The sequence below is a fragment of the Mesorhizobium sp. CNPSo 4671 genome (assembly GCF_057784245.1).
On record NZ_JBWLUW010000002.1, the window covers coordinates 134,214 to 154,294 of the forward strand.

Genomic DNA, 20,081 nt, shown 5'->3' on the forward strand with positions numbered 1-20,081 from the left:
GGGAGTGATGGCAGACAAGGACGATGGGACACCAAAACCGGCCGAGTCCCAGCCGGATGTTTCGCAGGCGAATTTTCAAAATCCGATAGTAATCCTTGCAACTCTGATTCTGCTCAGTCTGTTTGTCATGATCGGCGCTTCGATGCTCGGCGTCGATCACGGCTTTCTTTCGGGAATGGCAAGGCCCGAGCTTGCCAGAGGGCTGATTACCTATCTCTTCGCGATCGTGACCATAGGAATCGCCGTCGCACTCGTCCTCAACACGCTGGTCGGGCCAGCTCCAAGCGACGCGAATGACGGTCGCTTTCAGAGGGCGAAGGAAGTCTTGTCCCTCCTGCTGGGCGTGTTTGGCACGATCGTCGGCTATTACTTCGGGGCGGAGTCTTCGAAGGCAAATCTGGAGGCGCCGTTTGAATTGTCCACGCCGGATCTTTCACCGCAGCCAGTCGGCCCTGCAGGGCTGGTTACGGTGCGAGCCGTGATAAAGGGCGGCACGGCGCCACTTCAGTATGGCGTCGGACAGGGCACGGACAATGTCGAAGTCAAGGACCTGGCATTTGAAGGAGGCTGGATCGTCAAGCAGGTGCAATTGAAGGCACCTTCTCCAGCTGAGGTTCAAAGCATTCATCTGGTCGTGGAGGATTCGAGCGGCAAGCGGATTGACCGGGTCGTGCCGGTCAGACGCAGTGCGCAAGACTAGAGAAATTCCAGGAAAAGTGTGAGGCACCGGCGGCCGCTCGTAGGCCGGCTGAAACGAAAAAGGCAGGCGCGGGCGCCTGCCTTTCGAGGTCAGATGGTCGGTTGTTTACGCGGCGGCAGCCACCTGCTGGCTGGCCACCACGGCGTCGACCTTGGCGGTCGCCTTGGCGAGTGCGGCGGTCACCGCGTCAGGGCCCATGCCTACGCCTTCGATGCGGATGACATCGACATCGGTCATGCCGAGGAAGCCGAGCACGCCGCGCAGATAGGGGATGGCGTGATCGAACTGCACTGCCGCACCTTCGGAATAGATGCCGCCCGAAGCCAGTACGATATAGACCTTCTTGCCGGTGACGAGGCCCTTGGGGCCGCTTTCGCCATAGGCAAAGCTCCGGCCGGAGCGGGCAATGTGATCGACCCACGACTTCAGCGTCGAGGAGATGTTGAAGTTGATGAAGCCGGTGGCGAGGATCACGGTATCTGCGGCGAACAGTTCGTCGAGCACGACGTCGGAGACGCCGACAACCTCAGCCTGACGCGGGGTGCGGGCTTCAGCCGGCGTGTAGATGCCGGTCGCGTAGTCGGCATCGATATGCGGCAGCGGGTTGGCGACGAGGTCGCGCACGACAAGCGTGTTCGACGGATCGGCGGCGACAAGCTTTTCAGCGAATTCGGTGGCGATGCGGGTCGAGTGCGAGGCAGCGCCGCGCGGGCTCGAGGTAACGAGAAGAATGGACATAGCGGGTCTCTCCAGTGGAATGAATCGTCCCGCCAGATATGGGTCTATCGATCCATCAGATAAACTGGTATATTTTCTATACGATCCATCCACAAAATAGATACAGTGATGCAACCCAACCCGACCCTCGACCAGCTCCAGATCTTTGTCGCAGTTGCCGACACCGGCAGTTTCTCGGCCGCCGGCCGCAAGCTCAACCGGGCACAATCCGTCATCAGTTATGGCATCGCCAATCTCGAGGCGCAGCTTGGGCTGAAACTGTTCGAGCGCGAGGGCACGCGCGAGCCGCAACTGACCGAGATCGGCCGGGCGATGCTGGAGGACGCAAGGCGCATGATCGGCGTGCTGCAGCGCATGCGCTCGCGCGTCGATGGCCACCATCACGGGTTGGAGGCCGAAGTGGCGCTGTCGGTCGATTCGGCGCTGCCTTCGCCGGTGCTGGTGCGGGTGCTGAAGGCATTCGAGGCGCAGTTTCCGACTGTGATGCTGCGACTGCATATCGGCTCGCTCGGGTTGATCCCGGACCATGTCGTCAATGGACAGGCAGATCTCGGCATTGGCGGCCTGCTGGGCGAGGTCGACGTGCATCTCGTGCGCATCGGCTTCATGTCGATGGTGCCTGCCGCTGCGCCCACCCATCCCCTGGCACGGCTGCCGAAGCCGGTGAAGATCGAGGATGTGCGCGAACACACGCAGCTTGTCGTCACCGATCAGTCCGAGCGCACCAAGGGGCGTGACTATGGCGTCTTTGCCTACCGCACCTGGCGGCTGACGGACATGCGCACCAAGCACATGCTGATGCGCGAGGGGCTGGGTTGGGGTGGGCTGCCGCGCTGGCTGATCGCCGACGACCTGGCCACCGGCCGCCTGGTGGAACTTGATCTCGAACCCTACAAGGAAGTGAGCTCGCCACTGTTTGCCATGCACCGCAACGACCGCAGCCCGAAGCCGGCGGCCGCTTGGCTGATCGACCGGTTCAAGCGCGGGCTCGGCTGCTTCAACGAGTTCGAGCCGGGCGAGGTGCCTGAGGACGATCCGGAGACAATCCGTCAATCAGCGCCATGAGCACGGCGCGGTAATCCTCGGCTGAGGCGCCGGCCTCGATGGCAAGTGCTGCGCGGTCGAAGGCGGATGCAAGCAGCGCGGTCAGCGCCTCCGCCGGCAATCGCGTCATCGTGTTGGCTCGCATCGCCGCGACCAGGCCCTCGCGCAGTGAGCGGTTGCCATGGCGGTTGTCGATCGCATCCATGGCGGCGCGGCCGAGCACGGCGGGGCCGTCGAGCAGCAGCAGCCGCGTGCGGCCGGGCGCGCGCATGGCGGTGAGATAGGCGTCGGAGCCGGCGATGAGCGCATCGCGGGCTTCGAGCGAAGGTGGCGAGGCACGGTCGATTTCTTGCGCTACCGCTTGCGCCTCCTGCTCGACCACGGCGGCAAACAGCGCCTGCTTGTCGGCAAAATGGTGATAGAGCGCGCCGCGCGTCACGCCGGCGGCGGTGACGATCTCCGGCGTGCCGGTCTCGGCGTAGGATTTCTCGGTGAACAGCTTTCGCGCCGCCGCGATCAAATCGGCGCGCGTCGCCTCGGTGCGGTCGCGGTTGGAGCGGCGCGCGGATTCCTGTTGCATACATGCAGCCTGTATGTTAATTCGATTTACATACAGACTGTATGTTATGCCCAGGGAGAAGGAAAGATGAAGACGACGAGCTATTATCCGGTGCTGATGACCGGTGACGTTGCCGGCACGGCGGCATTCTACGTCAGACATTTCGGCTTCCAGCCGCTGTTTGAAAGCGACTGGTACGTGCATCTGCAGTCGGTGGACAACAAACGCGTCAATCTCGGCATCGTCCAGGGCGACCACGAGACGATCCCGGAAGAGGGGCGGGGGCGCACCTCGGGCCTGCTGATCAATTTCGAGGTCCGCGACCCCGATGCGGTCTACGAGCAGGTCCTTGCCGCCGGCCTGCCGATCCTGCGAACGCTGCGCGACGAACCCTTCGGCCAGCGCCATTTCATCACCAGCGACCCCAACGGCGTGCTAATCGATGTCATCAAGCCGACCCCGCCCAGCGAGGAATTCCTGGCGCAATATGCGGAGGGGGCGGCGGGGGTTTGAGTGATGGTCTGAAGTAACGAATGGCTAGAAAGTACCGTCCGACTGAAGGAATATGACGGCGGCGCCAATAGAACCGCGACAATATTTTCAACGTACTGTTGCCCGGCAGAGGCCTGCATATTCTCTGCTTGCGCAGCTCCGAGACTGCGGCCATCCTGAGCCGAGGCTGGAGGGAGCTGAGGGTGGCGGACCGGATCAGTATTGGCAGTCGAGAAGAGCTTGAGAACTGGCTGGCGGACAAGCCGCCGGAATGGGCGCAGGCGATTGCGGCGCGGCTTGCGCTAAGAGTGCTCCCGCTGGCCAATGCCGATGCGCCGATTTCCCGTGAACGCTTGCTTCTGGTTGTTTTTCGGGCTGCGTTTATTTCCTGGTTTGCCCGCAGGTACCCCACGCAAGATATGCGGTCAGCCACTTCGGATGCTGCTTACGCTGGCACCGTCATGGCCGAGTCCATGGTCGTTGGCAGCGACATTCGAGCTGTTGCTCCGGTCGCGGTCGTTCAAGCCGCTGTCACGGCTGCCGACTTCAGCGATAGAGGAACGAAAAGCTCGGCAGCGATCACTGCCGAGTTCGCGGCAAATGCCAGTAGCGCCGTTGCGAGCAGCGTCGGCGCAGCCCAGATAAGGGAAAGTGTTGCTTCCGATGTGTCCTTCTTGTCTGAACTGGAAAGCCTCGGCTCCGCGGAAGCTGCTCGCAGGCTGATCAATGAGCCGCTGTGGTTGATTGACGTGCGCGGCGATTCGAGATTTCAGGCCAATTTTCCGCCTTGGGTCCGCGCGCCGTTCGACAACATGGTCAAGGATCCTGATCTGGCCAGGGCAGGATTCAAACTTTGGATAGAATGGTATCGGGCGATTTTGCCGAATAGCCATCGAGCGCGACCAACAACCTATTTGGGCGAGACAGTCGACCTGCGCGTAGCCGCTCAATCAAACACATGGTGGAGCCGCGAACCGATCAGAGTGAATGCAGATATAGCAAGATGGCGTGCCAGCCCTGCTTCCGAAAATCCTACGGATGATTCCGACGGGCTGGAAGGCATGCTGCCGCCCGAAGGCTCCGAATCCACTACACAATCCAGCAGGATAACAGGTCCACGACTGACGACGGCTCGCAAACGTCGAAGCAAAGGACCGATTTCATCCGCCGCCGACGGGACCATCCGCACTGCGCCCCAGGAGGACATGAAGGATCTCGTTGGCGATCCCGATCCAAAGATGGAATCGGAAGCCACACTGACCAAGCCGCCGCCGGAATCACCGCCGGCGCCGTCACCAGAAACCTCCGCAGTCGAGACCAGCTTCCTCGATGACTCCACCGATCCCGATGTCGATTTTCTCAACCGGTCGGATCTGGCCTTCGTGCTGGCGGGGCGGCTCAATCAGGTCTGGGATCAGCTCAACAAGGAAAAGCCGCAGGACAATCACGCTGGCAACAGTGCGCGCTGGACAGGTCTTTGGCCCAAACGTCCAGCCAGGGAACCGCCGCCGGGCTTCGTCGTTCACATCGACGCACCGTGGGGTGGCGGCAAAACCAGCTTCGCCAATTTCCTGATCCGCCTGCTCAATCCGTACAGGGTGGCCGGCCCACCGCCGGCCTGGATGCTGGGCTTGCCGCTCGGCGACCCAAATTTCTGGCCGGAATCCTATCGGCGACCCTGGCACATCGTCACCTTCAACGCCTGGCAGCATCAGCATGTGCTGCCGCCATGGTGGGTGTTTTATCAAGCGATCCGCAAGCAGACGACCGACGCCATCTATGCCGAGGACTTGTTGGTCGAGCCAGCTCCGGCGACCGACGCATCCGGCAACCCGGTGCCCAACGCGCCGCCGGTGCCGCAACCGCCGACGGTTGGGCAAGGCTACCTTTCGCCGTTGCTGCGCGCTGCTGACGGGTCATGGTGCTGGCTGCGCGAAATGGTCTGGCGCGTGTGGACGCCCGATATCCGCAACAAGGTGGCGGTGACCGCGTTGGGTATTGTTGCGGTCATCCTCTTCTTTCGGTTTGGCCTGCTCAAACTCGATGACAAGGGGGTCAATGCGAACACCACTAGCCTCGGTCCTTTTGTTTCCGTGGTCATCGCCGCGCTTGTGGGAGGGGCACCGCTGATATGGACCGTGCTGTCGACGCTGAGTTCGACCTTGCTGTCCGGCACTCCCGATGCGGCAAAGAACTACGCGCTGGGTTCCGGCGACCCGCTCGATCGTTTCCGCGAGCATTTTGCGAAAATGATGGCGTCGCTCAAGCGCCCGGTCCTGGTGGTCATCGATGACCTCGATCGCTGTGAGCCGACATTCGTCGTCGAACTGATCCGTGGCATGCAGACCATCCTCAAAAGTCCGCGTCTGGTGTTCATCCTGCTTGGCGACCGCGACTGGATCGAGGAGTGTTTCACCAAGGTCAACGAGGCGATGAAGGGGATTCATGTTGGGCCGGAACATGAGTTCGGTGCCCGCTTTGCCGAAAAGGCGATCCAGTTCTCCTTCGTCCTGCCGAACATTTCGGATAATGCCCGCCGTTCCTATGTGCGCGATCTGCTGGGCATAAAGCCGGCCCCGCCATCACAGGAAGCAGAGTTCGAGGCTGCTTCGCCCCTGAACAGTGCGTTTCAAGGCCGCGTGGAGGCGATATTGCGGCAAGACCAAGCGCTAGAGCGCGAAAGCGCTGCCCAAGCCGTGCGCGAAGACATCAAGACCAGCGCAGTGAGCGAAGCGGCGGCCAGAGTTGTGCTCACTGACCTCGACAGGCGCCTGTCGCTACGGGCGGCAACGGACAAAACGGTCGAGGCCGCCACGCGACATCGGCTCGAAGCTTTGTCTTCGGTACTGCCCCCCAATCCACGCCAGATCAAGCGCATCATCAATGCCGTCTCGCTTCTGCAAGAGGTCGCTCGCATTGAGCAGGGCGTACAACCTGGCTCGTTCGACTGGAAGATCTTGGCATTGTGGATCATCCTGATGATCGAATGGCCAAAAAGCTGGTTTACGCTAAGCACCTATCCCGGCCTCGCCAATCGTTTGCTCGACCACCCGGATGAGCCGGTGCCTCATCTGCCTGTAGAAAATACCGACGCGTTCTTGGTCGCGCTGAAAGCGAAAGCCGAAGTGATGGCGATCATCAAGTTTCAGGGCGATCAGGAATGGCAGGACTGTGCCATCACAACGACGCGTATCCTGAAACTCAGGCAGATTCTGCCACCCGCGAGTGGTCAGTTGATCGACGTCGCGTCATCGAAGAAACCGGCTCCGAGCGAAGAGTCGTGATCTCCGCTCAGCCCGCCCTCGCCACCGGCGTCACCGTCACCTGGCTGACGCCGGTGCGGCGCACCACCGTGCACAGCGTCTCGCGGCCGATGCGCTCGGCGTCGAGCATGCGCACGAGGTCGTCGACGCCGGTGACCGGGCGCCCGTCTATGGCCGCGATGATGTCGCCCTCCTTCAGCCCCGCCTTGGCCGCCGGGCCGTTCTTCTCGACGCTGCGCAGCCGCACGGCCGTGCTGGTCGACACTTGCGACAACAGCGCCGCGCGACGCGGCAGATTGGTGGTGTCGGCCGAGACGCCGATGAAGGCGCGGCGCACACGGCCGAAGCGGATGATTTCCGAGATGACGAAATTGGCGGTGTTGGAGGCGACCGCAAACGCGATGCCTTGCGCGCCGTGGATCATGGCGGTGTTGACGCCGATGACCTCGCCGGCCGACGACACCAGCGGCCCGCCGGAATTGCCGGGGTTGAGCGCGGCATCGGTCTGGATGACATCGTCGATCAGCCGGCCGGTCGAAGCGCGCATCGAGCGGCCGAGCGCCGAGACGACGCCTGACGTGACCGTCCATTCGAAGCCGAGCGGATTGCCGATGGCGATGGCGATCTGGCCGCGCCGCAGCCGCTTGGAATCGCCGAGCGGCGCCACGTCGGAAAAACTGCCGTCGGCGCGCACCAGCGCGATATCGGTGTCGGGATCGCGGCCGAGCACACGGCCCTCGCTGGAGGCGCCGTCCGGCATCGACACACGAACTGTTTTTGCGTCACCGACGACATGGAAATTGGTGACGACCAGCCCGTCCGGCGCAATGACGAAACCCGACCCATGGCCGCCCTGGCCGCCAATACGCTCGATGCGGCAGACGGCCGGACCGATGCGGTCGACGGCATCGGCCACCGTCGTCGAATAGGCGTCGAGCAGCGTCTCGTCAGATTGGAATTTGGCGGCGGCGAGGGCCATGGAAGGGCTCCGTGTTTTCAGGCTTGATCGTGATTTTTTTCCTGTGTGTGTCGTTGTCCCAAAACCGCTGAGCACTTTTGGGCGACACGCACTATATGTGCGGAGCGGCTGGAACCGCCGCGACCTGACCAGATGGCCAGTCAAACCGCCAACTAGCCGTCAGGCGAGTACCTCCAGGGGCGCCGTCGGGCGATATCTGGGACATGACGAACCCCAGGAGACCATCATGAGTGATTTCAATCTGAATGCGTTTTCGCAAGCCGTTGCCGACCTCGCCGCCGCGGCGGCACCGGCGATCGCGAGTTTCGCCACGCATCACCACCGCACGGCGAGCGCCTTCCACTGGCGCGACGGCTATTTCGTCACTGCCGAAGAGGCTGTCGAGGCCGGCGAGGAGATCGAGCTGACGCTGGCTTCGGGCGGAGCGGTGAAGGCCGAACTGGTCGGTCGCGATCCTTCAACGGGCGTCGCCCTGTTGAAGCCCGCGGAGGCGGCCACCGCGCCTGTCCTTGCCAAGGCCGATGCCGTTCGGCCGGGCAATATCGCCATCGCCATCGGCAACAGCCAGGGCTCGGCACTGGCCGTGTCGGGTTCGGTCGGGGAAGTCGGTCCGGCCTGGCGTTCGATGCGCGGCGGCACGATCGACCGGCGCATCCATCTGGCCGTCGGTGCCGGCGGCCGCTTCGAGGGTGGTCCGGTGCTGGACGCCAAGGGGGCGCTGATCGGCATGCTGTTGTTCGGGCCGCGAGGCCGTGCGCTGGTCATGCCCTACGAGACGATTGAGCGGGCGGTGGCGACCTTGCGCGAAAAAGGCCATGTCGCACGCGGCTATCTCGGCGCCGGCCTGCATCCTGTGCGCGACCGCGACGCCCATGGCGCGATGGTGATGAGCCTCGATGACGCCGGCCCGGCCAAGGCCGCCGGCCTGTCGCTGGGCGACATCATCGTGGCCTGGAACGGCGAGGCGGTGCATGGCCCGCGCGACCTGATCCGCAGGCTCGGCCCGGACAGCGCCGGCGCTTCGGTGACGCTTGGCGTGGTGCGTGGCGGTGAACAGCGCGATGTTGCGCTGACCATCGGCGAAAAGCCGCTGAGCTGAGAGGATCGATGGAAGCGCTCGCCGGCGAACGGATCATGGCTGACAGCGCCGCCTCGCGGCGGCTGGTGGTGTTGGTTGCGCTTGGCGATGCCGCGCGCGCCGAGCGCCTGACTGCCACGCTTGCCGCGAGCGACGATCTGCTGCCGGTTGTGGCCGGCGGCGGCAGGGCCGACGTCGCCATCGTCGACGACAGGAGCGGAGATGCCGTGCCGGCCTCGGTACCACGGGTGCTGCTGTCGGGGCGCGCCGGCGGCGACCGGCCCGCTGGCGAAGTGTTTGCCGTCCTGCCTGCGGGTGCGGACGATCTGCTGATCGCCGCGGCGGCGCGGCTGGCGGCGGCTGGCTATCGCGTCACGGGCGATGGCGGCCGTGGACGCGATGAGGATTTTCATCCGGGCGAGGGCGCGCCGTTCGAGGATGAACCGGTCGATGACCACGCCGTTCGCCCGACGCTTTCGCCGCGCGAGGCGGAAGTGCTGGCGCTGTTGGCCGAAGGCGCGCCCAACAAGGTGATCGCGCGGCGGCTCAACATTTCCGTGCACACGGCGAAATTCCACGTCGCCGCGATCCTGATCAAGCTGGGCGCCGCCAACCGCACCGATGCCATCGCGATTGCGATGCGGCAAGGGCTGGTGCTGGTTTGATCGATCATACCGCCGCTTCGATGTCGGTCAGCCGGAAATCGTCACCCTTGAACAGAAGCGGCATGGCTTCAAGCCGGGCCGTGGCGTAGGCGATGCAGTCACAGAAGTTCAGCGCCGCCGGATGCCTGCCCTTGCCGTAACGCAGAAAAGCCTGACGGGCGACGGCTGCGTGGTCGGCGGTGAAGGGGATCGTCTCGATCGAGGCGGTCCGCAGGAAGGTGTCTAGCCGATCCAGGATTTCATCTTGCCGGGCACCCGCGAGCACCATCGTTGTTTCCAGATACGTTGGCGCTGCCAGCAGCCGTCTCTTGGCCTGCGTGATCGCGAGCACGAAACGTTCGTAGCCCGGCTCGAGACGCAGAATAGCGACCAAGACCGAGGAATCGATGATCATTTCGTCGGGATTCCGAACTCGTCGTAACCGAGGATTTCGTCGTCGGTCATCGCATCTTCGCGTTCGGGAATTTTTCCGGCGCTGTCGGCAATCGCCATCAACCGCTGAAACAGATCACTGGCGTCTTCGCGCGGCACCAGCCGTTCGCGCGCGACCTCGCGCTCGAGGCTCTGGCGGATAGCCTCTGTCACGGACACGTGGCGGCGACGGGCAAGCTCGCGCGCCAGTTGCTCCACTTCCATGTTCTTGATCGATAGTGCCATTCTATATTCTGCCTGTTTGTATAGAATATATACCCGAGCCTCGGTAAATCCAATAGATATCGGGCGCTGTCGATCAACAAAGCCTCCGCAGCGTCACCATGGCTTCCCGCGGCAAGCTCTTGTATCCGCGAGCCGCACGGGCAAGGATCGGCCCAGAAGAATGGGTCAGCACGCGGAGGAAAAATGTCGCTCAAGGGAAAGACGCTGTTCATCTCCGGTGGATCGCGCGGCATCGGGCTGGCGATCGCGCTGCGCGCCGCGCGCGACGGCGCCAATGTGACGATCGCGGCCAAGACCGCCGAGCCGCATCCCAAGCTGCCGGGCACGATCTACAGCGCCGCTGAAGAGATCGAGCAGGCCGGCGGCAAGGCGCTGCCCGTGCTGTGCGACATCCGCGAGGAGGCGCAGGTGGCCGAGGCTGTTGCAAGGACGGTGGAGAAATTCGGCGGCATCGATATCTGCGTCAACAATGCCAGCGCCATCCAGCTCACCGGCACGCTGGAGACCGACATGAAGCGCTACGACCTGATGCATCAGATCAACACGCGCGGCACCTTCCTGGTGTCCAAAATGTGCATTCCGCACCTGAAGTTGGCCGGCAATCCTCACATCCTGAATCTGGCGCCGCCGCTCGACATGAAGGCGAAGTGGTTCAAGAACCATGTCGCCTACACCATGGCCAAGTTCGGCATGTCGATGTGCACGCTGGGCATGAGTGCGGAGTTCGCCAAGGACGGTATCGCCGTCAATTCGCTGTGGCCGATCTCGACCATCGACACCGCGGCGGTGCGCAATCTTCTGGGCGGTGCCACGGTCGCGGCGATGAGCCGTTCGCCCGACATCATGGCCGATGCCGCGCATGCCATCTTCATGCGGCCGTCGCGCGAGACATCAGGTAATTTCTACATCGACGAAGAGGTGCTGCGCGCCGAAGGTGTCACGGATTTCTCGGTCTATTCACCAGGCGCGACCGGGCCGCTGGCCGGCGACTTTTTCGTGCCGGACGAGGTGTTTGCCCGCACGGACAGCAAGATCAAAAGCATCTACTGACGAAAATCACGGCCTGTCGGCGTTGCCCCTCATCCGCCTTCCGGCACAGCCCCTGCGCTATGGCTCCGGGCGTTCGTCGCTTCAATCGACAAATCGTTGTCGATTGGCCCGCCTTCGGCAGGATGCTTCTCACCTCCCCGTATAACGGGGAGAAGGGAGCTACCTCATGGAGGAGATGGCGACGATGGTCGAGGCGACCTTGACCTTGAGCGAGCCGACATCGATCGTGCCCAGCCAGTGCACGCCGCCGCCATCCTGGTCGTCGAAGCGGCTGACGAAGTTTTCATAGCTCGAGATGATGACCATCACCACCAGCGAGGCGACCAGCGCTGCATCGATCAGGCCAAGCATCTTCAGGATGGTGTCGGTGTCGCCGAGCGGGAACACCGTGGTGATGAACTCGTAGAGCTTCTTGCCGAAGGACAGCGCATAGACGGCCAGAGCCAGGCCAAGCCCGATATAGAACACGACCAGCAGCCAGCGCGAGGCAAGATTGATCGATTCGATGGCGAGTTCGAGACGCCTCATGGAGTGGTTCCGATTGTGGTCGGTGATCAGGCCGTATTTCGACCACGCCGATGCATTTTGCAAGACAGCAAAAAACCCCGCCGGAGAGGGCCGGCGGGGCTCAATGCATCCCGCTGGAGTCGGGACGGGGCAGGGAACGCCCAGCCCTGAATCTGGGGTGAGCGGGTTCGCGATTCAATGATCCGGCTCTAATGCCGGTACAAATCTTCTTGAGTCCGGGACCCGGATCCGAACCTTTCCCATCCCCGATCGAGCCGGGGATGGGTGCTTTTCGCATTGAGTCCAAAAACCAGGTCATGGTTTTGAAATCATGACCTAATTGTTGCTGGCGACCGGTGCCACCAGCGACGTGATACGGCGGATGGCGACACGCCGGTTCTCGCGGTTGGGCGCCTGCGTGTTGATCTTCAGATACTCCTCGCCATAGCCCTGTGTCGTCAGGTTCTCTGGCGGGATGCCGAAGGCATTGGTCAGCGCTTCGGCAACCGCCTCGGCGCGGCGGTCCGACAGAGCAAGGTTCGCTTCCGGCGTGCCGACGGCGTCGGTGTGGCCCTCGATCAGGAAGGTCTCGGCCGGGTTCTTCTTCAGCAGTTTCTCCATGGCGTTGGCGACGCCCTCGAGCTTCTGCACCTCGGTGTCGGAGATCGAGGAGGAGCCGAATTCGAAGTTCAGCGTATCGAGGTCGACGCGACGTGCAATGTCGCGCACGCGTGCCGAACGCTTGACCTCGTCGATCGAATAGAGACGCTGGACCCTCTCCACCGGCGGCTGGTCGAGGAAGGTGTAGTAGTCGTCATCGCTTTCGACGTCCTCGGAATCGAGGATGTACTGCCGGCGCGGAATGTTGAGCCGCATCGGCGGCAGGTCATCGCCGGGATCGCGCCAGTCGCCCTCATCCTGATAGTCCCGCTCGTCGACATAGCTCAGCACATATTCGCGCCCATCCGGCGTGATGCGCGAACGCTGGATGACATCGCCGTAACGGTTGCGGATGGTGACGATCTGGACGCCATTGTCGCGCTGGATCGTCTCGCGTCTACGGCCTTGCGACAGATCCTCGTAATAGACGTCCTTGGCGCCGCGGTTCATGCGCGGGGCGTCATTGCTCTGGACGATCGTCTGGCCGCCGAGCTGGATGATGACGCGGTCGCCGATCTCCTTGAGCACGTCAACGCCCTTCGGACGACGGCGGTCGCGGATGTTCTCGTCAGGCGCCCGGTCGAGGCGCTTGCCCTTTTCTTCCGTTACCGGGACGAGCTTTTCAGGCTTGATCTCCTGCTGGGCTGCCTTGTCGTCGGTTGGAGGCGGACCCTGGTCGACGGGAGCGACCACCGGCTTCTGGCCCTGGTCGCCGCCTTGCTGGGCGTTCTGGCCACCATCTTGCTGCTGGCCGTTCTGGCCGGCCTTGCCGCCATGCTTACGGCCGCCAGCCTTGCGCTCGGCATCCTTCTGGCTGTCGAGGATGGGGGCAGCGTTCTTGTCGGCAGGCGCTTCGCCCTGCACGGGGTTTTCGCCCTGGACAGGCGCGGCCGTGTTGCCATTGGCGGGCTGTTCACCGGTTGCCGGCTTCTCGCCATTGGCCGGTTGTTCACCTGTCACGGGCTGCTTGCCCGTCTGCTGCTGCTCGCCTGTCGCCGGCTGCTCGCCATTGGCAGGCTGTTCACCCGTCGGCTTCTTGCCGTGCTTCTTTGTCTTGTCCTGGGGCTGTTCGCCCTGGACCGGCTGTTCGCCGGCCGGAGCCGATTCAACCTTGGGCGTCGTTGCTTCGCCGGCAGGGGCTTCCTTCGGCGTCGGAGCGGCTTCTGGCGTTACTGCCGGGGCCTGCTCGGCAGGCGCCGCTTTCTGCTGGTCCTGCTTGTGTTTCTTGCCGGGCTTGGTCGGCTGGTTGTCGTTGGCGGGCTCAGCCTGGCCAGCAGGGGCCTCGCCGGCGGGCGCCTGCTCGGTCTGCTGCTGCTGCTGATCGCGCTTCTTCTTGCGAGGCTGCTGTTGGTCGGTTGCGGGGGCGGCTTCGCCGGCGGGTGCCTGCTCGATCTGCTGCTGCTGATCGCGCTTCTTCTTGCGAGGCTGCTGTTGGTCGGTTGCGGGGGCGGCTTCGCCGGCGGGTGCCTGCTCGATCTGCTGTTGCTGCTGATCGCGCTTCTTCTTGCGCGGCTGCTGTTGGTCGGTTGCGGGGGCGGCTTCGCCGGCGGGTGCCTGCTCGATCTGCTGTTGCTGCTGATCGCGCTTCTTCTTGCGCGGCTGCTGCTGGTCGATTGCGGGAGCGGCCTCGCCGGCGGGTGCCTGCTCGGTTTGCTGCTGCTGGTTGTGCTTCTTGCGGGGTTGCTGTTCCGGCTGCGCCTGCTGGTCGGCGGGGGCTTGCTCGGTCTGCTGCTGTTGCTGCTGGTCACGCTTCTTGCGCGGCTGCTGCTCACCTTGCGCCGGTTGCTCCGCCTGGGCGGGCTGCTCCTGCTTTTTCTTCCCTTGCTTCTGTGCGCAGGCTTCGGCTGACTCGCCCTCGGCGCAAGCGGCTTGCGCCAAAGTGAACGGGGCTGACGTGCGCTGGGCCGGGCCGAATGCGGCATTGCCTTGCAGCGGGTACGCGCCCAACGGCGCGGATGCCATCAACAGGCCAAGTGCGGTGCCTGCCAGAATCCGTGGTTGGCGTTTCATCGAAAACTCTCCTTGTGGGGTCCCATCCTTGCCAAAACCGATCTTAGCCCGATTGGTTCCAGTTTGCCGGGGATAGATGCCGTACAGGGCGAATGGCCGGCCTTTTGAAGGCAACTTCGTGTCATTCGGCCGAGTTGCGGCCGCATTTCAACCCTTGTCACGCTTGACCTCGGCCGCCGCTGGGGCCACATCCCCAAAATGGAAACGCCGTTTTGGAAAACAAAGACGCTGGAAGCGATGAGCCCGGCCGAATGGGAATCGCTGTGCGACGGCTGCGGCAAGTGCTGCCTGTCGAAGCTCGAGGACGAGGATACGGGCGAGATCTACTGGACCAGTGTCGGCTGCCGGTTGTTCGACGCACAAACCTGCCGCTGCTCCGACTACGCCAACCGGCTGGCGCGTGTCCCCGATTGCGTCGGGCTGACGCCGCAGAATGTGCGCACCATCAGCTGGTTGCCCAGCACCTGTGCGTACCGGCTGGTGGCCGAGGGCCGCGACCTCTATTGGTGGCATCGGCTGGTGTCGGGCAGCGCCGAGACCGTGCACGAGGCCGGCATCTCGATGCGCGGCCGGGTCAAGGCGAGCGAGACCGAGCTGGCCGAGCCTGAGGATTATTTTGATTATATGCTGGACGACGAGCCGTAAGGCCCGTGTCCGCACGGTTCCGTAACAAGGAACCGGTGCAAGATTTTTGGGGATGCATTGTTCGAAAGCTGGCGAAGATTTCCTCTTCCCGCCACATGAACCGCAGATGAACGGCGGGTTCGTAAACAGTTCACACAGGCTGATGCATTCTCCCATCATCGGTTTCACGAGGACGGGCGCAAGCCCGCAGCAAGGAGAAAGAACCATGTACAACACGATCAAGACGGCGGCCCTTTCGGCCCTGGTCGGCCTCGGCACGCTGGCGGCCATTCCTGCCCATGCCGACAGCCTCTATCTCGGCTTCGGCAACAACCAGGATCCGCGCTTTGGTGTCTATGCCGGCGACGACGGCTATCGGCATCGCCGCGATGAGCGCCGTGACGACTGGCGCGGTGACGACTGGCGCCGTGACGGCTGGCGCCGCGGCTGCTCGCCGGACCGCGCCCTCGACAAGGCCGAACGCATGGGCCTCTACCGCGCCCGCATCGTCGACGTAAACCGCCGCACGGTGAAGGTGATGGGCCGCCAGGACGGCGACCGCGTCGTCATCGTGTTCGCCAACGAGCGCGGTTGCCCGGTCATCTATCGCTGAGGGAAGATCAGTAGTGGCATCATCTTCTACGAAGATGAGCCTGGGATATGACCCTATGGGTCAGTCTGAAGTAGCGGAGCCCCTTTCCCCATCGGACGGGTGCGGCTCGAAAAAACCCCGCGGGAGCGATCCCGCGGGGTTTTTCATGCACGGCATTTGCCGAAGGATTTATGCGTGGTCGGGCAAAGCTCGACCACGCATCATTCGGGCTGCCTACTTCAGTTCGAAGGTGACGGTGACCTGGACGTTGTAGGCGTTCTCGCCGGCTTGCGTCGGCACAGCCGCACCGGCGGCGGCGTCGAAGGCCTTGGCGTTGATCGCCATCGGCGGCGGGGCGATGTTCTGGTCGGAGATCTCCAGCACCCGGCCAATGCTCACGCCGGCGGCTTCCGCAAGCGTCTTGGCCTTGGCGATCGCGTTGGCCACCGCTTTCTTGCGGGCCGCGTCGATGGTCGCCGCCGGGTTGTCATTGGTGAAGGAGATGCCACCACCCTGGTTGACGCCGAGCGACACGGCCTTGTCGAGGATCTCGCCAGTCTTGTCGATGTCGCGCACGCGCACCGCAAGCGTGTTGGTCACCTGGTAGGCGACAAGCTCGGCCTCCTGGCTGCCATCGGGCTTGTTGGTGTAGTTGTAGCGCGGGTTGATCTGGATGCCCGCCGTCTGCAGGTCGCGATCCTTGATGCCGGCAGCCTTCATCGCCGCGATCACGGCGGCCATGGCGTCGTTGTTGGCGTCAAGTGCCGCACGCGCCGTCTTGGCTTCGCGCATGACGCTGAGCGACAGCAACGCCAGGTCGGGAGGGGTAGTCGCCTCGCCCTCACCCGAAACAATGATGCGGGCGGGCGTCGGCGAATCGGCGGCTCCAGCCATCGCCGGAAAAGCGATTGCAGCGGCGAGCACCAGGGGCAAAAGGTGTTTGGTCATGAAAATCTCCTTGGTCTGCGATCCAGTCGCGAAGGTCGCGTAGAGCGCGATTATGGGTTGATTTGGGCGATCCGCGAAAGCCGGTCGGGAAAGCCTTGTGCCGGGAAGCGAAAAACATTAATCCAGCCGGCGTGGGGCCTGTAGCTCAATGGTTAGAGCCGGCGGCTCATAACCGCTTGGTTGGGGGTTCGAGTCCCTCCGGGCCCACCATTATCGTTGTTCATCAACGGCTTTATGGGGTGGTTCGCCACGAGGTTCGCCAATAGGTTCGCCAAGCATCGGCTTGCGCGTCACCAGACGCACGACTCGATCCATTCCCTGGACCGCCAGCCGTACTTGCGATGCCTCGCGCGAATAGAGCTCCGCATGATCGATATCGTCGTGCCCTAATACGTCCATGAGCTGTCTGGTTGAGGCCTCGGCCTCCGCCAGATAAACACCGAGCGACTTCCTCAGACCATGCAGGGTCAGTCCCTTCGGAAGACCGGCAAGCTTGCACCAATGCGCCATCATCCCAGTCAGTGACTTGGCGGAGAAGGGCTCACCATAGCCGTTGACCAGAATGGTCTCGCCGCGCCTGTCGGCCGCATCCAAGATCTCAGACAGCATCGGTGTGATCGGCACGAAAAGCCGTTTGCCACCTGTTCGTCCCTTGTTCTTGGCCTGAACGATATCAAACCCGTCGAAGTGACGCTCGACACCGTCAATGAAGACACGGCGGGTGACCCTCTGATCCCAGCGCAGGCCCGCGACGTCGCCGCGGCGGCTGCCCAGTCACCCGACTGAACACGCGCGAGAAGGCGGCCGCGCTGTCGTAGCCGACCTGCGCTGCGACACTCTTGACCGGTTTGCCTTTGCCGAGAAGCTGGCGCGCGATCGTCATGCGCCAGACCGTCAGGTACTCAATGGGCGTCAGGCCGACCAGCGTCCGAAAATGATCGGCGAACCGCGTGCGTGACATGCCCGCAACGTCGGCCAGATCCTCAAGCTTCCAAGGCTTCTTCGGCGCCTCGTGCATCGCGGTCAGCGCTTTTGCCAGGCGTGGGTCGGCGAGCCCGGCGAGCACGCCGGTCGAAATGGCGCCGCTCTCAACGACGTGACGCACGATCAGGATCAGGAGATAGTCGAACAGCCGGTCGAGCGCCGCCTGGCGGCCACCAGCTTCGGAGAAGGCTTCGCCGACCAGCAGATCACAAACCGGGCCCAGCGCCGGATGAGCAGCGAGCGGCAGGACCACACATTCAGGCAAGCCCTGGCCAATCGGGTTGCCCTCCGCACCCCCGAGTTCGACCGTCGCGCATACGAGGTCGGCTCCGCGCTCGGGATCAACTGCGAAACTGTGGGTCCGCCCGCGCGGCAAAAACAGCAGGGTCGGCTCGACGAGTTCGAGGTCGGCTTGTCCGTCCTGGGTGACCGTAAGCGCGCCTGCCTTGAACAGGTGCAAATGGCCCACTCCAGTGAACTGCAACGTCTGGCACAGCTTCCCGGTGAAGAACGTCCGGGCCGTCGGCGTTGCGTGGGCGAACAGGGCAGCGAAAGGGTCCATCGGGACGATCGGCAAAATAATTGGCACCAAGCGTCACCCATAGTCTTCCATATGAGCGGTGTGCAAGTCCCAGTCCTCGATCAACCGGAGAGTCCCATGAATATTCGCTTCGTCACAAAGACCGTTCACGCCTTCCTCGACTATCCCGTCGCGCTGAGTCTGATGGGAACGCCGTTCCTGCTCGGACTCGGCCATGCCAATCCGCTGGCGCTTTGGGTGTCAGTCGCAACCGGCGTCGCCGCCCTCATTCTGACCCTGTTCACCGATCACAGGACCGGTGTAGTCCGAGTGCTGCCATATGGGCTGCATATCGCGGTTGACCGCCTCGTCGGCGTTACTTTCGTCGCCGTGCCCTTCGTGCTCGGCCTGCAGGGGCTGGACGCCTGGTACTACTGGGCGAACGGTGCTGCGGTTCTCCTTGTCACCTTCGTGCTCAACGCGCCCGAAAGCGGGGAGCGCGCGCTGAAGACGGCGCACCCCTAAGAGCCTTTTGCTAACATGATGCGGCAGCGGCCGAGTTAACCCTCGGCCGCTGGTGCTTGAACCACCCAGGTTCGCTCCACAATGGCGATCCGTGTCACTACGGCACACGAGCAAATTGACATCAAGGTCGTCGCGCAAAGTGTCGGGTCGATAACTGGTTGCGTGAGATCGAAGACCCTTCCGCGCCTGCAATTTAACCTGAACCAACAAATGTCTGAGGAGACGACACCTATGAAAGCGATCATTGTGACAAACCAGTTTGCGGGAACGGCCGGCATGACACTGGTGGAGCGGCCCAAGCCACAGGCAGCGATAAACGACGTCGTCGTTCAGGTTCATGCGTCGGGCTTCGTTCCGACCGAGTTGGAGTGGCCTTCGACTTGGACCGACCGCCGCGACCAGGCGCGTACGCCGTCGATCCCTGGACACGAGCTGGCCGGAGTGGTCACCGCGCTCGGCTATGGCACCACGGGTCTTTCAGTGGGACAGCGGGTGTTCGGTCTCGCGGATTGGTATCGCGACGGCACACTGGCGGAGCATATTGCCATGGAAGCACGCAACCTCGCGCCGCTGCCAGGCGACGTCGATTTCACAGTGGGCGCGAGCCTGCCAATCTCGGGTCTGACCGCGTGGCAGGGACTCTTCCAGCACGGCCGTCTTCAGGTGGGGCAGAGCGTCCTTGCACATGGCGCAGCCGGTGCGGTCGGTTCGATGGTGACGCAACTCGCACGAGAGGCCGGCGCCTATGTCATCGGCACCGGACGCGCCGCCGACCGACAGAAGACACTGGATTTCGGCGCAAACGAATTCGTCGATCTCGAGAACGACGCCCTGGAAGACGTCGGTGGAGTCGATCTGGTGTTCGATGTCATCGGCGGGGACATCCAGAAGCGGTCCGCAGCTCTGATCAGGGCGGGAGGAACGCTGGTGACCGTCGTCGGCCCGGCCGAGGCGCGGCCCGCAGACGGCCTGGCGGTTGACTTCGTTGTCGAGTCCGATCGCGCCCAACTGAGTGAGATCGTCCAGCGGGTGCGGGACGGACGACTGCGGACGAACATCGGCAAGGTTTCGGCGCTCGACGAGGCCGTTGCAACCTTCAACGCGAGCGAGCGACACAGGGGGAAGACGGTCATCCGCATCCGTCCGTAAGACCTTGGGGAGAGAGGGCGGTTCCTCTCTCCTCGATTATCGTCTACGCGTCTCACCGGGCCACGCGCTGAGCGTTATGACGACGCGCTTACGACTAGCCCTTCGAAGATCGGCTACGGCGTAGACCACAACAAAACCGGCGCATGGCGGGTCACTGCCGAACAGCAGTTCCTTTGGATCCAAGTCGGACGGTTCGCCAACGGCCCCAAACCAGCCGCGCTCGTCACGGGTTCATCGACCTTCTTTGTGGGATGAGGAGGCACCTCGTGGAGGGAAAACTAGTCCTTCTCCTGGTCCTTATGTTCGCCAGACCATACGAGAGAATACGAAGGAAATG

Annotated in this window: 20 protein-coding genes, 1 tRNA gene and 2 pseudogenes; 13 read left to right on the forward strand and 10 right to left on the reverse strand. The window is 63.1% G+C overall.

What is annotated here, in order from left to right:
* Positions 1–7 precede the first annotated feature (7 nt).
* Positions 8–700, forward strand: a complete 693-nt coding sequence (locus AC04SF_RS05010) for a hypothetical protein (protein ID WP_202353043.1) — start codon at positions 8–10, stop codon at positions 698–700.
* A gap of 105 nt (positions 701–805) precedes the next feature.
* Here the strand turns inward: AC04SF_RS05010 and AC04SF_RS05015 are convergent, their stop codons facing one another.
* Positions 806–1,438, reverse strand: a complete 633-nt coding sequence (locus AC04SF_RS05015; protein WP_096448990.1) for an FMN-dependent NADH-azoreductase — start codon at positions 1,436–1,438, stop codon at positions 806–808.
* 108 nt (positions 1,439–1,546) lie between these two features.
* Here AC04SF_RS05015 and AC04SF_RS05020 point away from each other — a divergent pair, with 108 nt between their 5' ends.
* The gene (locus tag AC04SF_RS05020; RefSeq protein ID WP_202353718.1) at positions 1,547–2,503 is read left to right on the forward strand and encodes a LysR family transcriptional regulator; all 957 of its coding nucleotides are present in this window, start codon (positions 1,547–1,549) and stop codon (positions 2,501–2,503) included.
* Here AC04SF_RS05020 and AC04SF_RS05025 read toward each other — a convergent pair.
* Positions 2,436–3,062, reverse strand: a complete 627-nt coding sequence (locus AC04SF_RS05025; protein WP_096448988.1) for a TetR/AcrR family transcriptional regulator — start codon at positions 3,060–3,062, stop codon at positions 2,436–2,438. The two genes, AC04SF_RS05020 and AC04SF_RS05025, sit on opposite strands and share 68 nt — an antisense overlap.
* Before the next feature lie 66 nt (positions 3,063–3,128).
* Between AC04SF_RS05025 and AC04SF_RS05030 the strand changes: the two genes are divergently transcribed.
* Both AC04SF_RS05030 and AC04SF_RS05035 read left to right on the forward strand, forming a co-directional pair.
* Positions 3,129–3,554 (forward strand): VOC family protein, encoded by a 426-nt coding sequence (locus tag AC04SF_RS05030; RefSeq protein WP_488476795.1) that lies wholly within the window; start codon positions 3,129–3,131, stop codon positions 3,552–3,554.
* A 182-nt stretch (positions 3,555–3,736) separates the two neighbouring features.
* Positions 3,737–6,817 carry a P-loop NTPase fold protein gene (locus AC04SF_RS05035; protein WP_488476796.1) on the forward strand — a complete coding sequence of 1,027 codons (3,081 nt, stop codon included), beginning with the start codon at positions 3,737–3,739 and terminating at the stop codon, positions 6,815–6,817.
* Positions 6,818–6,824: 7 nt separating this feature from the next.
* On the opposite strand, the gene AC04SF_RS05040 is transcribed toward AC04SF_RS05035, so the two are convergent.
* On the reverse strand, positions 6,825–7,775 hold the full coding sequence (locus AC04SF_RS05040; protein WP_488476797.1) for a S1C family serine protease: 951 nt from the start codon (positions 7,773–7,775) through the stop codon (positions 6,825–6,827).
* Positions 7,776–8,001: 226 nt separating this feature from the next.
* On the opposite strand from AC04SF_RS05040, the gene AC04SF_RS05045 reads away from it, so the two are divergent.
* Together AC04SF_RS05045 and AC04SF_RS05050 are read left to right on the forward strand one after the other, a co-directional pair.
* Positions 8,002–8,874, forward strand: coding sequence for a S1C family serine protease (locus AC04SF_RS05045; protein ID WP_488476798.1), 873 nt, complete (start codon positions 8,002–8,004; stop codon positions 8,872–8,874).
* Positions 8,875–8,882: 8 nt separating this feature from the next.
* The gene (locus tag AC04SF_RS05050; RefSeq protein ID WP_488476799.1) at positions 8,883–9,518 is read left to right on the forward strand and encodes a helix-turn-helix transcriptional regulator; all 636 of its coding nucleotides are present in this window, start codon (positions 8,883–8,885) and stop codon (positions 9,516–9,518) included.
* Between the two features lie 4 nt (positions 9,519–9,522).
* On the opposite strand, the gene AC04SF_RS05055 is transcribed toward AC04SF_RS05050, so the two are convergent.
* Positions 9,523–9,912 (reverse strand): type II toxin-antitoxin system VapC family toxin, encoded by a 390-nt coding sequence (locus AC04SF_RS05055; protein ID WP_488476800.1) that lies wholly within the window; start codon positions 9,910–9,912, stop codon positions 9,523–9,525.
* Complete coding sequence (locus AC04SF_RS05060) at positions 9,909–10,175, reverse strand: type II toxin-antitoxin system VapB family antitoxin (protein WP_095204197.1); 267 nt, start codon at positions 10,173–10,175, stop codon at positions 9,909–9,911. Before AC04SF_RS05060 ends, AC04SF_RS05055 begins: the two co-directional genes overlap by 4 nt.
* A 183-nt stretch (positions 10,176–10,358) precedes the next feature.
* Here AC04SF_RS05060 and AC04SF_RS05065 point away from each other — a divergent pair, with 183 nt between their 5' ends.
* A complete protein-coding gene (locus AC04SF_RS05065; protein ID WP_488476801.1) occupies positions 10,359–11,225 on the forward strand; it encodes an SDR family oxidoreductase in 867 nt (288 codons plus the stop codon).
* A 165-nt stretch (positions 11,226–11,390) separates the two neighbouring features.
* Here AC04SF_RS05065 and AC04SF_RS05070 read toward each other — a convergent pair.
* A pseudogene (locus tag AC04SF_RS05070) lies at positions 11,391–11,753 on the reverse strand (YqhA family protein); the annotation flags it as partial.
* A gap of 315 nt (positions 11,754–12,068) precedes the next feature.
* Positions 12,069–13,352, reverse strand: a complete 1,284-nt coding sequence (locus AC04SF_RS05075; RefSeq protein WP_488476802.1) for an OmpA family protein — start codon at positions 13,350–13,352, stop codon at positions 12,069–12,071.
* Here AC04SF_RS05075 and AC04SF_RS05080 point away from each other — a divergent pair.
* From AC04SF_RS05080 to AC04SF_RS05090, 3 genes are all read left to right on the forward strand, one after another.
* Positions 13,338–14,240 (forward strand): hypothetical protein, encoded by a 903-nt coding sequence (locus AC04SF_RS05080; RefSeq protein ID WP_488476803.1) that lies wholly within the window; start codon positions 13,338–13,340, stop codon positions 14,238–14,240. The two genes, AC04SF_RS05075 and AC04SF_RS05080, sit on opposite strands and share 15 nt — an antisense overlap.
* A gap of 360 nt (positions 14,241–14,600) precedes the next feature.
* The gene (locus AC04SF_RS05085) at positions 14,601–15,047 is read left to right on the forward strand and encodes a YcgN family cysteine cluster protein (RefSeq protein ID WP_258582123.1); all 447 of its coding nucleotides are present in this window, start codon (positions 14,601–14,603) and stop codon (positions 15,045–15,047) included.
* Positions 15,048–15,252: 205 nt separating this feature from the next.
* Positions 15,253–15,639 carry a hypothetical protein gene (locus AC04SF_RS05090; RefSeq protein ID WP_096448972.1) on the forward strand — a complete coding sequence of 129 codons (387 nt, stop codon included), beginning with the start codon at positions 15,253–15,255 and terminating at the stop codon, positions 15,637–15,639.
* Positions 15,640–15,852: 213 nt separating this feature from the next.
* Here AC04SF_RS05090 and AC04SF_RS05095 read toward each other — a convergent pair whose 3' ends face one another.
* Positions 15,853–16,566 (reverse strand): SIMPL domain-containing protein, encoded by a 714-nt coding sequence (locus AC04SF_RS05095; protein ID WP_488476804.1) that lies wholly within the window; start codon positions 16,564–16,566, stop codon positions 15,853–15,855.
* A gap of 134 nt (positions 16,567–16,700) precedes the next feature.
* Between AC04SF_RS05095 and AC04SF_RS05100 the strand changes: the two genes are divergently transcribed.
* Positions 16,701–16,776: transfer RNA gene (locus tag AC04SF_RS05100), tRNA-Ile, on the forward strand.
* Between the two features lie 84 nt (positions 16,777–16,860).
* Here the strand turns inward: AC04SF_RS05100 and AC04SF_RS05105 are convergent.
* Both AC04SF_RS05105 and AC04SF_RS05110 read right to left on the reverse strand, forming a co-directional pair.
* Positions 16,861–17,340 (reverse strand): annotated as a pseudogene (locus tag AC04SF_RS05105) (tyrosine-type recombinase/integrase); the annotation flags it as partial.
* A complete protein-coding gene (locus AC04SF_RS05110; protein WP_488476805.1) occupies positions 17,270–18,139 on the reverse strand; it encodes an AraC family transcriptional regulator in 870 nt (289 codons plus the stop codon). The gene AC04SF_RS05110 and the pseudogene AC04SF_RS05105, both read right to left, overlap by 71 nt.
* A gap of 69 nt (positions 18,140–18,208) precedes the next feature.
* Between AC04SF_RS05110 and AC04SF_RS05115 the strand changes: the two genes are divergently transcribed.
* Complete coding sequence (locus AC04SF_RS05115; RefSeq protein WP_488476806.1) at positions 18,209–18,595, forward strand: hypothetical protein; 387 nt, start codon at positions 18,209–18,211, stop codon at positions 18,593–18,595.
* 231 nt (positions 18,596–18,826) lie between these two features.
* On the forward strand, positions 18,827–19,744 hold the full coding sequence (locus tag AC04SF_RS05120) for an NADP-dependent oxidoreductase (protein WP_488476807.1): 918 nt from the start codon (positions 18,827–18,829) through the stop codon (positions 19,742–19,744).
* Positions 19,745–20,081: the final 337 nt, after the last annotated feature.